Annotated in this window: 13 protein-coding genes, 1 tRNA gene and 3 pseudogenes; 11 read left to right on the top strand and 6 right to left on the bottom strand. The window is 63.4% G+C overall.

The features are described from left to right. The first annotated feature begins 37 nt into the window (after positions 1–37). The 11 genes and pseudogenes from C7W88_RS10395 (at position 38) to C7W88_RS10440 (ending at position 8,732) form a co-directional block, all read left to right on the top strand. Positions 38–114, top strand: a tRNA-His gene (locus C7W88_RS10395). A 152-nt stretch (positions 115–266) separates the two neighbouring features. Then, positions 267–994: pseudogene (gene ccmC, locus C7W88_RS10400) on the top strand (heme ABC transporter permease CcmC). 7 nt (positions 995–1,001) lie between these two features. Continuing rightward, positions 1,002–1,142 (top strand): hypothetical protein, encoded by a 141-nt coding sequence (locus C7W88_RS24720; protein WP_162895998.1) that lies wholly within the window; start codon positions 1,002–1,004, stop codon positions 1,140–1,142. Next, positions 1,139–1,606 carry a cytochrome c maturation protein CcmE gene (gene ccmE, locus C7W88_RS10405; RefSeq protein WP_118073477.1) on the top strand — a complete coding sequence of 156 codons (468 nt, stop codon included), beginning with the start codon at positions 1,139–1,141 and terminating at the stop codon, positions 1,604–1,606. Before C7W88_RS24720 ends, ccmE begins: the two co-directional genes overlap by 4 nt. Then, positions 1,603–3,558 (top strand): heme lyase CcmF/NrfE family subunit, encoded by a 1,956-nt coding sequence (locus C7W88_RS10410; protein ID WP_118073478.1) that lies wholly within the window; start codon positions 1,603–1,605, stop codon positions 3,556–3,558. The genes ccmE and C7W88_RS10410 overlap by 4 nt, the downstream gene beginning before the upstream one ends. Next, positions 3,555–4,103 (top strand): DsbE family thiol:disulfide interchange protein, encoded by a 549-nt coding sequence (locus tag C7W88_RS10415; protein WP_118073479.1) that lies wholly within the window; start codon positions 3,555–3,557, stop codon positions 4,101–4,103. The genes C7W88_RS10410 and C7W88_RS10415 overlap by 4 nt, the downstream gene beginning before the upstream one ends. Before the next feature lie 20 nt (positions 4,104–4,123). After that, positions 4,124–4,525, top strand: coding sequence for a cytochrome c-type biogenesis protein (locus C7W88_RS10420; RefSeq protein WP_118074709.1), 402 nt, complete (start codon positions 4,124–4,126; stop codon positions 4,523–4,525). Then, positions 4,522–5,028 (top strand): tetratricopeptide repeat protein, encoded by a 507-nt coding sequence (locus C7W88_RS10425; RefSeq protein ID WP_240344535.1) that lies wholly within the window; start codon positions 4,522–4,524, stop codon positions 5,026–5,028. The genes C7W88_RS10420 and C7W88_RS10425 overlap by 4 nt, the downstream gene beginning before the upstream one ends. A 356-nt stretch (positions 5,029–5,384) precedes the next feature. Next, positions 5,385–7,318 (top strand): annotated as a pseudogene (locus C7W88_RS10430) (potassium transporter Kup). Between the two features lie 96 nt (positions 7,319–7,414). Continuing rightward, entirely contained in the window at positions 7,415–8,389 is a 975-nt protein-coding gene (locus C7W88_RS10435) for a sensor histidine kinase (protein ID WP_118073480.1), read from the top strand. Beyond that, a complete protein-coding gene (locus C7W88_RS10440) occupies positions 8,355–8,732 on the top strand; it encodes a response regulator (protein ID WP_240344536.1) in 378 nt (125 codons plus the stop codon). The genes C7W88_RS10435 and C7W88_RS10440 overlap by 35 nt, the downstream gene beginning before the upstream one ends. Positions 8,733–8,783: 51 nt before the next feature. On the opposite strand, the gene C7W88_RS10445 is transcribed toward C7W88_RS10440, so the two are convergent. From C7W88_RS10445 to dapF, 6 genes and pseudogenes are all read right to left on the bottom strand, one after another. After that, positions 8,784–9,089 (bottom strand): hypothetical protein, encoded by a 306-nt coding sequence (locus C7W88_RS10445; protein WP_062343423.1) that lies wholly within the window; start codon positions 9,087–9,089, stop codon positions 8,784–8,786. Positions 9,090–9,235: 146 nt separating this feature from the next. After that, a complete protein-coding gene (locus C7W88_RS10450; protein WP_118073481.1) occupies positions 9,236–9,808 on the bottom strand; it encodes a urate hydroxylase PuuD in 573 nt (190 codons plus the stop codon). Positions 9,809–9,950: 142 nt separating this feature from the next. Next, positions 9,951–10,610 (bottom strand): inner membrane-spanning protein YciB, encoded by a 660-nt coding sequence (locus C7W88_RS10455; RefSeq protein WP_118073482.1) that lies wholly within the window; start codon positions 10,608–10,610, stop codon positions 9,951–9,953. Then, on the bottom strand, positions 10,607–11,545 hold the full coding sequence (ftsY, locus tag C7W88_RS10460) for a signal recognition particle-docking protein FtsY (protein ID WP_118073483.1): 939 nt from the start codon (positions 11,543–11,545) through the stop codon (positions 10,607–10,609). The genes C7W88_RS10455 and ftsY overlap by 4 nt, the downstream gene beginning before the upstream one ends. Further along, positions 11,542–12,714 (bottom strand): MiaB/RimO family radical SAM methylthiotransferase, encoded by a 1,173-nt coding sequence (locus C7W88_RS10465; RefSeq protein ID WP_118073484.1) that lies wholly within the window; start codon positions 12,712–12,714, stop codon positions 11,542–11,544. Before C7W88_RS10465 ends, ftsY begins: the two co-directional genes overlap by 4 nt. Further along, positions 12,711–13,519: pseudogene (dapF, locus tag C7W88_RS10470) on the bottom strand (diaminopimelate epimerase). The gene C7W88_RS10465 and the pseudogene dapF overlap by 4 nt, the downstream one beginning before the upstream one ends. Positions 13,520–13,528 lie beyond the last annotated feature (9 nt).

Consider the following 13,528-nt stretch of genomic DNA (forward strand, 5'->3'; position numbering starts at 1 on the left):
GGCCACCCCGCGCAGAGCAAACCTGCGCAGCAATGTGGCGACCGTAGCTCAGTTGGTTAGAGCGCCGGTTTGTGGTACCGGAGGTCGTGGGTTCGAACCCCATCGGTCGCCCCATTCTCTCCTGACATCAAAGGCATTTTCGCCCTGTCGTATCGCCTTTTGGTACGGCTCGGCGCCATTGCGCTTGCCCCGTGGCGCGGCAAGTGGCAGAGCGATGACGGACCGGCGGCGGGGGTCGCCGGGAGAAGGATCAGATTCCCGCGCCCATGCACGGATTTGCCAATCCCGCCCGTTTCCTGCGCCTTGCCCGCTGGATGATGCCGTTGTTTCTGGTGTCCGGCCTGCTCCTGTCGATGGGCGCGGTACTCTACGGCGTGATTGTCGTGCCACCCGATCGCCTGATGGGCGACACCGTGCGGATCCTGTTCATCCATGTCCCCGCAGCGTGGCTAGGCATGGCCGGGTGGTCGACCATTGCGATTGCAAGCCTTGTCGAACTGGTCTGGCGGCATCCGCTGGCGGCCATCGCCGGACGTGCGGCGGCTGTTCCCGGTGCGACGTTCACGGCGATCTGCCTCGCGACCGGCTCGATCTGGGCGAGGCCGACCTGGGGCACGTGGTGGGTCTGGGATGGACGTCTGACCAGTTTCCTCGTCCTGCTGTTCCTGTACTTCGGCTACATCGCTCTGTCCGGCGCTGCGCAGCGGGACATGGCCGGCGGCGGCGGCGGCAGCCGTATCACGGCAATCTTCGGTCTGGTCGGCGCCATCAACGTCCCGATCATCAACCGCTCGGTGGTGTGGTGGAACAGCCTGCATCAACCCCTTCGATTACCGCGGGCAAGTCGGCCATCGACGGAACATTCCTCTGGCCGCTGCTCATTGCCGCGCTGGGTTTCAGCTTGGTGTTCGGCGGCGTGGTTCTTGCGCGGATGCGCACTCTTCTGGCCGAAATTCAGGCCGAGGCGCGTCTGCGCCGGAAAGCGATGGCGTAAGCTTACGATGCGCGAAGGTCTTCAGCAGTGGGATTACGTGGCGGCAGCCCTGGCGATCGGCGTGATCGGCACGCTGGTGCTGGTCGGCTGGACGCTGGTGGCGATGGTCCGGGCGGAACGCCGTCGTGACAAGGTGAGAGGCAAGTGAGCACCAATTCAACCGGCGGCATCAAGCCCAAGCACCAGCGGCTCGTCCTCCTGGTCATCGCACTTGCTGCGCTGATCGGGGCAGGCCTGCTTGCCGCCTATGCCCTGTCCAACCAGGCCAGCTACTTCTATGTGCCAAGCGATCTCGTGAAGGACAAGCCGGAGCAGGGCCGCGCCATCCGCCTCGGCGGCATGGTCGAGAAGGGCTCGCTCAAGACACAGGCCGACGGCGTGACGATCGATTTCATCGTCGGCGACGGCAAGGCCCGCGTGCCGGTCCGCTATACCGGCATCACCCCGGACCTCTTCGTCGAGGGATCGGGCGTCGTCGCCGAGGGGCGCATGGAGGGTCAGACCTTCGTAGCCGACAATCTTCTCGCCAAGCATGACGAGAAGTATGTTCCCCGCCAGATGGGCGACATGACCGCCGCACAGGCCAAGGAAGTGGTGGCCGAAACCAAATGATCGCAGAACTCGGTCTTGCCGTATTGTGGATGGCGGCAGCGCTTGCCGTGCTGCAACTGTTCGCCGGTTTCTCGGCGCTCCGGCCGGGCGGCAAGGTGCTGGCCGGCGTGGTTCGGCCGCTTGCCGTGATGCAGGGAGCACTGGTTGCGGTGTCTTTCCTCTGCCTGATCGACCTGTTTCTCGAGACTGATCTTTCGGTGAAGCTCGTTGCCGAGAACAGCCACTCGATGAAGCCGTTCATCTTCAAGCTGGCCGGTACCTGGGGCAACCACGAAGGCTCGATGCTGCTGTGGGTGACGATCATGGCGGTTTCGGGCGGCATCGTAGCCTTGGTCGAGCAGCGCCTTCGCGAGGAAACGCTTCTGGCTACGCTCGCCGGGCAAGCCTTCGTCAGCCTTGGCTTCTACGCCTTCCTGCTCTTGTCCTCGAACCCTTTCGAGCGTTTGCCCGAACCAGCACCGGAAGGGGCAGGGCTCAACCCGCTGCTGCAGGACATCGGCCTCGCGTTCCATCCGCCGACGCTTTACGTCGGTTATGTCGGTCTGTCGGTCGCCTTCAGCTTCGCAATTGGTGCGCTGATCACGCGCGACGTTGGTCCCGCTTTCGCCCGGGCAATGCGGCCTTGGGTGCTGGGCGCGTGGATCTTCCTGACGGTGGGCATCACCGCCGGCTCCTACTGGGCGTACTACACGCTCGGCTGGGGCGGCTGGTGGTTCTGGGATCCGGTCGAGAACGCTTCGCTTATGCCGTGGCTGGCGGCGACGGCGCTCCTGCATTCGGCTTCGGTGCTGGCAAGCCGCAACGCTCTGCGCGCGTGGACGGTCATGCTCGGGGTGATTGCCTTCTCGATGTCGATGGTGGGTACGTTCCTCGTCCGCTCTGGCATTCTCACCTCGGTTCATGCCTTCGCCGTTGATCCGGAGCGCGGATCGTTCATCCTCGCCTTGCTGGCAATCTACATTGGCGGCGCGCTGGCGCTGTTCGGCATTCGCGCCTCGACCGTGACTGAGGGGGAACGCTTCAGTGTCTTCAGCCGCGAATCCAGCCTGGTGTTCAACAACGTGATGCTCTGCGGCATTCTCGGCATCGTGCTTCTGGGCACGCTGTACCCGCTGCTGACCGAGGCGTTCGGAGCCAAGGTTTCGGTCGGGCCGCCGTACTTCAACCCGGTTTCGGCGATCTTTGCGATCCCGATGATGATGGTCATGGCGGTCGGACCGTTGCTGCGCTGGCGCAAGGACAAGCCGGGGCGGATCACCGCTGCCGTTGCCGTACCTGCATTGCTGGCGGCAGTGGTGCTGCTGGCTGTAGCAGTGATGGCGCCGGGCATTCGCGTGCTGCCGATGCTGGGCATCGCCGTGGGCATAGGGCTCGCCGTAGCGAGCTGGTTACCGCTGCGTGGCCGCAATCTGCGCCGCACCCCTCTTGCGGTCTATGGCATGGTCTTCGGGCACTTCGGCATTGCCGTGGCCCTGCTTGGCGCGGCGGCCGAAAGCGCATTTTCCACCGAGCGCCTCGCCGCCATGAACGTCGGCGATACGCAGGCTGTGGGGCCGATCTCGCTCAAGCTGGAAAGCGTCGAGCCGGTGGCCGGGCCGAACTGGACCGCGCTGGAGGCTACCGTCAGCGCGTCCTACAAGGGCGGCAATCCTGTAACGCTGCACCCGCAGGCGCGCACTTTTACCTCGCCGCCGGGCGAGCGCACCGAATCCGCGCTACATACGCGCTGGAACGGCCAGCTCTATGCGGTTCTGGGCAACGAGGGTGAAGACGGCCGCTGGCAAATGCGCTTCTGGTGGAAGCCCTTCGTGCCGCTGCTCTGGCTGGGTGGCCTTCTCGTGGCATTTGGCGGCCTGCTCGCGTTGATTGGCCGCGTCGCCCACGATATCCGGCGCTTGCGGGCCGAAGGCAAGATCGCCTGGCGCAAGTCGCAGCAGGAGCAACTCAAGTGACCGAGCCCGCGCCCAAGCGCTCCGGATTGGCCATCTGGCTCCCGCTGATCCTGTTCGGCGCATTCTTCGCCCTTGTGATCTGGGGCCTAGTCCGCCCGGCTGACCGCGAAGTGGCAAGCACCTTCATCGGCAAGCCACTGCCGCAGTTCAATCTCGCGGCAGCAACCGACGACAGGCCCGGGCTGAACACGGCCGAGATGAAGGGCAAGCCAAGGCTGCTGAATGTCTTTGCGAGCTGGTGTATTCCTTGCGCGGTCGAAGCGCCGCAATTGGAAGCGCTGCGTCAGCAGGGCATCGAGATCGACGGTGTTGCCTTGCGTGATCGCAAGCAGGACCTTGAGGACTTTCTTGCGAGAAACGGCAATCCCTTCGCCCGCATCGGCAAGGACGATCTCTCGGAAGTGCAGCTCGCCATTGGCTCGTCCGGCGTACCAGAGACTTTTGTGATCGATGCCAAAGGGGTGATCCGGTATCAGCACATTGGCGAGATCCGTCCCGAGGATGTGCCGCTCATTCTTGAAAAGCTGAAGGAGGCGCAATCGTGAAGCGCCTTTTCTTCCCGATCATGGCTTTGCTGGCGGCTCAGCCGCTCTTCGCTCAGGATCAACTGCCTCCCGCACCTTATGCCTACAAGCAGCTTGAAGACCCGGCGCAAGAGGCCAAGGCACAGCGATTGATGGAGACGCTGCGCTGTCTCAAGTGCCAGAGCCAGGCCATTTCGGATTCCGATGCGCCGATGGCTGGCGACATGCGGCATCAAGTCCGCACCCGCATCAAGGCCGGCGAGGATCCCGAGGCCATTCGCGCCTGGCTCGTTGAGCGCTATGGCGATTACGTCAGCTATGCGCCGCAGAACAAGCCGATCATGTGGCCGCTGTTTGCGGCTCCGCTGGTCATCCTGCTGCTTGCGGCGATCTTGCTGCGCGGCCGTTTCCGCAAAGGCGCAAAGCCGGAGGGCGGCGAATGACCTGGATCCTGATCGTGCTGGTTGCAGCGATAGTTTTCGCGCTGCTGGCTTTTGTGTTGAAGATGCCGCGTGCCGGTTGGGAGCTGTCAGGCGCGGCATTGCTCGTCGGGATTGCGGGTTATGCGCTGCAAGGGCACCCTGGCACGCCCGGTGCGCCCAAGGCGCCGATCGAGAACAAGCGCGCTGCGGACGAGGCTCTGGTCAAGCAACGCCAGCAGATGGGCGACCAGTTCGCGCAAGGGCAGAGCTGGATGATCCTGGCCGACGGACTTGCCCGGCAGGGGCAATACGGCGCCGCGGCGGAAGTGCTGCGCAAGGGAACGCAGCAGTTCCCCCAGGATGCTGACCTGTGGGTTTCGCTCGGTAACGCCTTGGTGGGCCACAGTGATGGGATCATCACGCCGGCGGCGCAATTCGCGTTCCAGAAAGCGGCAGCGATTGCGCCGGATCATCCCGGCCCCCGTTCTTCATGGGTCTGGCACTCGCCCAGTCCGGCAGGCTAGCCGATGCTCGCGCGATGTGGGCAGAGCTGCTCCGGCGTTCTCCCGCAGACGCTCCCTATCGCGCGGATCTGTCAGAACGAATCCAGCGGATCGACTCGATGCTGGCGGCAAGCTCCAGCGCGGTGACCGCGGGGGCGCCGGTTCCGGTACCCTCTCCAGAAGCTGGCGCCTCCAACCAAGCTGCTGAATAAAAAGCAGAAAAATGGCGTTCGGAACGGCTGCATATGCCGTTCGTTATCCTCGCGCGCGGCCGTTTTCCAGCCCATTGCGGGTGCATTGGGGCAGTGCTAAAGCGCCGCGCCGCACCGCCCTTCTGGTGGTTGCGATCGAGGCTGTGAGCCCGGGGCACTGTTGCCATGAGTAATGCTGTCAGCAATGCCGAACATGCCAGTGGGGGCGCGCCTGCGCACAACGCCGGCCACGGCCATGCAGGGCACTCGCACGGCTCCCTGACGAAGCTTGCTGTCGGCGCGATCGGCGTCGTATTCGGCGACATCGGCACCAGCCCGCTTTACGCTCTGCGCGACACGTTTGCAGGGCACCACAAGCTCCCGCTGGACCTGCTGCACATCTACGGCATCATCAGCCTGATGTTCTGGTCGATGATGATCATTGTGACGTTCAAGTACGTCTCGATCATCATGCGCGCCGACAACAAGGGTGAAGGCGGCAGCCTCGCGCTGCTTGCGCTGATCAACCAGCACACGGATGGCAAGCGCTGGGGCAAGGGATCATCCTGCTCGGCGTGTTTGCCACCGCGCTGTTCTATGGTGACTCGATGATCACCCCGGCGGTCTCGGTGATGGGCGCGATCGAAGGCGTCGCAGTTTACCGGCCTGACATGCATCCCCTGATCGTGCCGCTGGTCGTCGGTATCCTAATCGGCCTGTTCTTCATCCAGAGCCGCGGGACCGAAAAGGTTGCCGCGTTCTTCGGGCCGATCATGCTGGTCTATTTCGGCACCATTGCAGTGCTCGGCAGCCTCAGCATCGCCGAATACCCCCAGGTCATCACCGCGCTCAGTCCGCACCACGCGGTCACCATGTTCATCTCCGACCCATGGCGAGGTTTCCTCGCGATGGGCGCCGCCGTGCTCGCGGTGACCGGCGCTGAGGCGCTTTACGCTGACATGGGCCACTTCGGCCGAAGCCCGATCCGCATGTCGTGGCTGGTCTTCGTCCTGCCGGCGCTGGTGCTCAACTATCTCGGCCAGGCATCGTTGCTGATCCGCAATCCGGCCGCGCTCGAAAGCCCGTTCTATTACCTTGCGCCAGAGTGGTTCCAATGGCCGCTGCTGTTCATCGCCTCATGCGCTGCAGTGATTGCTTCGCAGGCGGTCATCTCCGGCGCATTCTCGGTGACGCAGCAGGCAATCCAGCTTGGTTTCATCCCGCGCATGACGATCAAGCACACCTCGACCGCAGCCGGCCAGATCTACATCCCGGTGATCAACTGGGCGCTGATGATCGCGGTGATCCTGCTGGTGCTGGTGTTCCAGCGCTCGTCCAACCTTACCGCCGCCTATGGCATCGCGGTGACCGGGGCGATGTTGATCGACAACTTCCTGCTGGCGGTCGTGCTGTTCAAGCTGTGGCATTGGAAGGCCCCTGCGGCCGTCGCCATGCTGGCCCTGTTCTTCGCAATCGACGGGGCATACCTTGGCGCCAACATGACCAAGATCCCTGACGGTGGCTGGGTGCCGCTGGTAATGGGCATTGCCATCTTCACCTTGCTGACAACTTGGTCACGCGGGCGTGCCCTGATGCGGGAGAACATGGCCGAAGGCACGATCCCGCTCGAGGTCTTTACCAAGTCCGCGCATTCGAGCGCGGCCCGGGTATCCGGCACGGCAATCTTCATGGCCTCGACCGCCGCTGGCGTTCCTTCGGCACTGTTGCACAACATCAAGCACAACAAGGTGCTGCACGAGCGCGTCGTGATCCTCACCGTCTCGATCGAAGACGTGCCTTACATGGATGAGGGCGAACGCTACGCCGTCAAGGACTTCGGCAATGGCTTTTACCGCCTGACCCTGCGTTTCGGCTTCCTAGAGGAAACCGACGTGCCCGGCGCATTGAAGGGCGTGAGCATGTGCGGCGAGCCGTTCAACATGATGAAGACCAGCTTCTTCCTGTCACGCCAGACCCTGATTCCTTCGGACAAGCCCGGCATGGCGCTGTGGCGAGAGAAGCTGTTTGCCTGGATGCTGCGCAACGCGGCAAGTGCCATGGAGTTCTTCCGGCTTCCCACCAACCGCGTTGTCGAACTCGGTAGCCAGCTGAAGATCTGACCGGTCCGCTTCGGTTCATCCGGTTTCCAGCTAAGGATATTGGAATTCGTCAGAATTCCGTTACTTCTGGCCCATTGTGGCAACAGGGGCGCCCGCATGTCCGATAGCGCGTTACTGCGCGAAATTCTCGATGCTCAGCTCGAAACTGTCTGCCGTTTTCGGTCTGACGGGCTGATCCTGTTCGTCAACCGAGCTTACGCGGCCACCCTCGCGCGCGAGCCGCATGAGTTGACGGGCAGAAACCTTTGGGATTTCGTCACCGGAGAGGACCAGAACCATGTCCGCGCCATGTTGCGCAATCTGACTCCTGCGCATCCGGAACTGACCATCGAAAACCGTTTCGAAGCGGCGGGTGGGACCCGGTGGATGCTGTGGCGCAATCACGCCCTTGAATTCGACGATGCAGGCGAGTGGTCGGTTGCCCAATCGACCGGCATCGACATTACCGAGCGCAAGCAACTGGAAGAGCAACTGAAGCTGCTCGTTGATGAATTGAACCATCGCGTCAAGAACACGCTGATGGTGGTGCAGGCGATGGCCCACCAGACCTTTCGCGGGGGAGGTGCTGCCGATGGTCGGATCGGCACATTCAGCAACAGGCTCGCCGCTCTGTCCGGCGCCCATGACGCCCTGAGCCGGACCAACTGGGCGGGAGCGCACCTCGCCGACATTGTCAACCACGGGCTGCTGATCTGCAGGGCAGATGACATGCGGCTCGACGTGTCGGGGCCGGATGTGGTCATGCCGGCGAATGCCACAGTTTCGCTGGTGATGGTCCTGCATGAACTGGCCACCAACGCGATGAAATACGGCGCGCTGTCAGGCCTGACCGGCCGAGTGACGGTGCGTTGGGCAGTCGATGAATCCGAAATGGTTGTAATAGATTGGGTGGAGAGTGGTGGCCCTGCGGTGAATGTGCCGGAACGCAGGGGTTTCGGCTCGCGCCTCTTGACCGAAGCGATACCCCGCCAGCTTGGTGGCCGGGTTGATCTGGACTATAATGAGGCCGGGTTACGATGCCGTATCGCGGTGCCGCATGTCCGGCCAACTCCTGGGACGCACGATGATTGACGGCAAACGCATACTGGTTGTTGAAGACGAGTTCATAGTCGCCGCCATGTTGTGCGATGCCTTGGAAGATCACGGCGCAGTGCCATTGGGGCCTGTCGGCAGGGTGAGCGAGGGCCTGGAGGCGATCGCTGCAGGCGGCATCGATGCAGCGGTCCTCGATTGGAACCTTGCCGGGGAATCCGGCTCGTCTCTGGCAGAAGCACTTGCCGCGCGCGAAGTGCCCTTCATCATTGCCACGGGCTATGGGTCTGTCGATCCGCCGTTCAATGATCGGCCAATTCTCAGCAAGCCTTATGTATCGGCTCATCTCATCGAAAAGCTTGCCGGTCTTTTCACAAGCTGACCTCCAATCACGTCGATGCCCGGAGCGGCAGTGCCGCCCCGGGAGATCGGATCAGTCCTTCTTGGCTTCCGCCACCGATTCATTGTGAAGGCTGGCTTCGGCTTCGGCGGCTTCCTGCTTGGTAGCCGCAGCTGCCTTGTCGGCCATTTCGTCGGTCTTTGCGGCGGCGTTGTCGACGGCGGCAGCAGCCTTGTCACCCAGCTCGTCGGTAGCGGCAGCTGCGTTGTCGGCAGCATTGGCAACGTCATTGCCTGCCGATTCCGCTGTCGTCTCGGCAGCTTCCTGGGTCTTTTCCGAGCAGGCGGAAAGCGTCAGGGCGGTCGCCGCGGCGGCAGCGAGGATCGTGAACTTGCGCATGTGGTGAATTACTCCCCTTGGTGTTCGCACCCGCAGTGCGGGTTGAGGGGGCAACGCATGAACACGATTTAATATCCCGTCGCAGAAAAAGGGCGCGGCAACCGATGATGCCGCGCCCCTGTTCCAGTGTATCAAGGCCGGGATGATCAGCCCAGGTTCGCGCTCACCATGCAGTACAGCATCGGCAGCGACAGCAGCAGGTTGGTGCGGCTTGCGGCGAGAGCGCGGGGTGCTGCAGCAGCCTTTTCCTCGGCCGAGGCTTCGACGATCCCGAGGATCTTCTTCTGGGCGGGCCAGATGATGAACCACACGTTGAATGCCATGATCAGCGCCAGCCACATGCCAAGCCCGATCATGTTGACGTTGCCTTCGCCCGAGAAAGACAATGCCTGATGGCCATAGCCGTTGACGAACGCGATGACGAGGCCGGTGACCACGGTCAGCAGCGCGGCATAACGGAAGAAGAAGAACACCTTCGGTGCGATGTGGCCGGTGATCGCGCCTTTCTGCTCGGCGGGGATCTTCGGCATGGTCGGAACCTGCACGAAGTTCAGGTAATAGAGCAGGCCGATCCACAGGATCCCGAAGAAGGCATGGAGCCAGCGGAACACCGAGTTGGTGTCAACCGGGGCGGATGCGCCGTAGCCCACCATCACCGCGATGGCAGCGACAAGACCGACGACAAGAACGAGATGAAGATTGCCAAAGAACTTGGCCATGTGATTTCCCCTATGTGCAACCGTCATATGGCAGGAGCACGACCATGCCCCCACGGTTGCCGCGCATATTAGGCAGCGTGCCGCAAATGTCACACAAAATTAGGGATGGGGTTCCAGCCCCTTGGGGAAGCGCAGGTGCGCCTCAATCGTGCGGAGGGTTCTGTTCCACCTCGGTCTGCTCGTCCATCGCCAGCCCATGCTTCATCAGCATCGGGATCTGCGCGAAAGTGAACAGGAACGACAGCGTGGTGACGCCCCAGAGCTTGGCCTGCAGCCAGATCTCGAAATTGCCGTTCGCCGTGTTGAAGAAATAGCGCAGGACTTCGTTCAGCGCGGCAAGGAACAGGAAGAAGAACGCCCAGTTCCGCGAAAGCTTCAGCCAGCCTTCCTCGTTCAGCCCGTCGAATGCGGCCTCAAGCAGGTAGCGCAGCATGGCTTTGCCTTTGGCAAGACCCGCAAACAGCACGCCGGCAAAAAGCAGGTAGATCGCCGTTGGCTTGACCTGGATCCAGAAGGGATCGCCCAGCAGGACGGTCAAGGTCCCGAACCCGAGTATCAGCACTGTCGACAGCCACAGCATCGGCGAAATCTTGCCGAGCCGCAGCTTCGAGACGATCAACGCCACGACCGTTGCGACCATGAAGGCCGCGGTGCCTTTGGTAACTGCCACCACCTCGGCAAGTCCGGCGTCCCCGCCGTCGCGCTTGAAGTAGCGGTAGGCGAGGAAGAACACGAGCAGCGGGCCGTAATCGACCAGCAGGTTCACCCATGATGATTTGGGCTTCTTCTGCGTCTCGCTCACCGGAACACTCCTGCGATGACCTTGGCAACAAGGTCGGGATCGAACGGGCGCAGATCGTCGATCTTCTCGCCCACGCCGATCGCGTGGATCGGCAGGCCATATTGCTCGGCCGCCGCCACCAGCACGCCCCCGCGCGCGGTTCCGTCGAGCTTGGTCATGATCAGGCCGGTCACGCCCGCCACTTCCTTGAAGATCTCGATCTGCTGCAGCGCATTTTGTCCGTTGGTGGCGTCGAGCACCAGCACCACGTCGTGCGGGGCTTCGGGATTGAGGCGGCCGAGCACGCGGCGCACCTTTGCCAGCTCGTCCATCAGCTCGCGCTTGTTCTGGAGGCGACCGGCGGTATCCACGATCAGCGTGTCGATGCCGGTGTCGGTGGCAGTCTTTACCGCATCGAACACGATAGCAGCCGGGTCGCCGCCCTCGGGGCCGGTGACGATGGGCACGCCGAGCCGATCGGCCCAGACCTTGAGCTGGCCGATGGCGGCAGCACGGAAAGTGTCGCCGGCCGCCAGCATCACGCCATAGTCCTGCTCCTGGAACAGGTGGGCAAGCTTGGCGATGGTGGTTGTCTTGCCCGATCCGTTGACACCGATGACGAGGATCACTTGCGGGCGCGGAAAGGCCACGATCTCCAGCGGCTTGGCCACCGGGCGCAGGATCGCGGCAATCTCCTCGGCCACGGCCTCCTTCAGACCCTGTTCGTCCACGCCATTCTCGAACCGGGCACCTTTCAGGCGTTCGCGGATGCGGGCAGCGGCGCGCGGGCCGAGGTCGGACAGAATCAGCGCGTCTTCGATGTCATCGAGCTGCGCATCGCTGAGGCGGCTGCTGCCGACGATGCCGCCGAGATTTTCGGCAAGCCGCTCGGACGTCTTGCGGAATCCGCCGAGGATGCGGTCGGACCAGCTTGCGCTGGCAGGTTCCGGACTCATTCCAGTATTCCTTCAACAATCTTGGTCGGCGTTACCGTGACGAGGCTCCCGACAGGAGTACCTTCCGGAACGCGGTAGGTCGCAAAGTGTCCCGCATGGCCGGTTCCGTCGCGCTCGGCAAGGACTTGCGCAGGCATGCCGAGCAGAGATCGCAGCCAATCCCGGCGTTGCTTTGCCACTTCGGCCCGCACCTCGGCCGCTCGTTCCTTGACGAGCATCGGATCGACTTGCGGCATCCGCGCTGCGGGCGTGCCGGGACGCGGGGAGTAGGGGAAGACGTGACCGTGGACGACCGCGCATTCGCGCACGATCGAGACGTTGTCGGCGTGCATCTCGGGCGTTTCGGTCGGGAAACCGGCGATAAGGTCGGCACCGATCGCAAGGCCCGGGCGCCGCTTCTTCATACGCTGCACCAGATCGATCACGTCCCGGCGCGAGTGCCGCCGCTTCATCCGCTTGAGCACCATGTCGTTGCCGGATTGCAGCGAGAGATGGACATGCGGCATCACCCGCGGCTCCTGCGTGATCAGGTCGAACAGTAGCGGATCGATCTCCACGCCGTCGAGCGAGGACAGGCGCAGGCGGGGCAGTGCGGGGAAAGCGCCAAGGATCGCAGCGACAAGATCGCCAAGCCGTGGGCTTGCGGCCAGGTCCGCGCCCCACGAAGTGACATCGACGCCGGTCAGCACGACCTCATTCACGCCTTCATGCCGTGCAATTGCCTCGATGACTTGCCTGGTCTCGAACGAAACGCTGGTCCCCCGGCCCTGCGGGATGATGCAGAAGGTGCAGGCGTGATCGCAGCCGTTCTGCACCGGCACGAAGGCGCGGGTGTGCTTGCCCTTTGCGAAATGGGCGGTGGAAACGGGGGCAGCGGTCCAGAGTTCGGGCTTTAGCTTGTCGGCATTGGGCACCACCGCATCGACCTCGGCCATGGCGGCGAATGCGTTCTGCTCGATCGTGGCGGCGCAGCCCGTGACCACAAGCCGTGCTTCGGGGTTTTCCTTCCGCAGCCTGCGCACCGCCCGGCGCGACTGGCGTACGGCTTCAGCGGTGACGGCGCAGGAGTTGACGACCACGGTCGGCGGCCCGCCGTCCAGAAACCCGCTGATCGCCTCGCTTTCGGCAATGTTGAGGCGGCAGCCGAGGGAGACGACCTGTCCGCTCATGCGGGGAAGTCAGCGTCCTCGAAGGAGCCTTCGAAGCTCAGCGCGGCGGGACCTGTCATCTCGATCGAGCCGCCTTCGGGCCAGGCGATGGTGAGGGGGCCGCCGGGCAGGTCGACGCGGACCTTGCGGCCGGTCAGTTTGCGGCGCATCGCCGCAACGGCCGTCGCGCAGGCGCCGGTGCCGCAGGCGCGGGTCAGGCCGGCACCGCGCTCCCACACGCGCAGCTTGAGGTGGTCCGGGCCGACCACGCTTGCGACATTGACGTTCACGCGCTCGGGGAAAACCGCATCGTTTTCAATGACTGGGCCCAGTCTTTCCAGCTCTACCGCATCGGCATCGGGCACGAAGAACACCGCATGGGGGTTGCCGACATTGACGCCGACGGGATTTTCCAACTCTTCCCAGCCAAGCGGCAACTCAAGGGTATCCATGGCATAACTCAGGGGTATGTCCTGCCAGCCAAAGCGGGGCAGGCCCATGTCGACGGTGACGCCATCCTCGCCCGCCTCGGAGCGGATCAGCCCACCCAGGGTCTCGATCGCGTTCGTGCCCCGAGCAGAAGTCCAACAGCGCGACTGGCGTTCCCGCAAGCCTCGACCTCGCCGCCGTCGTTGTTGAAGATGCGCATGCGCACGTCGGCGACCTGCGATGGTTCGAGCACGATGAGCTGATCGCAGCCGATGCCGGTGCGGCGGTCGGCCAGCGCGGCGGCGCGGCGCGTGGTCATCGCCACCGGCGTCTCGCGCGCGTCGATCACCACGAAATCGTTGCCGAGGCCATGCATCTTGCGGAAGGGAATGCGCATGGCGCGCGA

Origin of the sequence: Novosphingobium sp. THN1 (assembly GCF_003454795.1) — a bacterium.
Lineage (GTDB): Bacteria > Pseudomonadota > Alphaproteobacteria > Sphingomonadales > Sphingomonadaceae > Novosphingobium.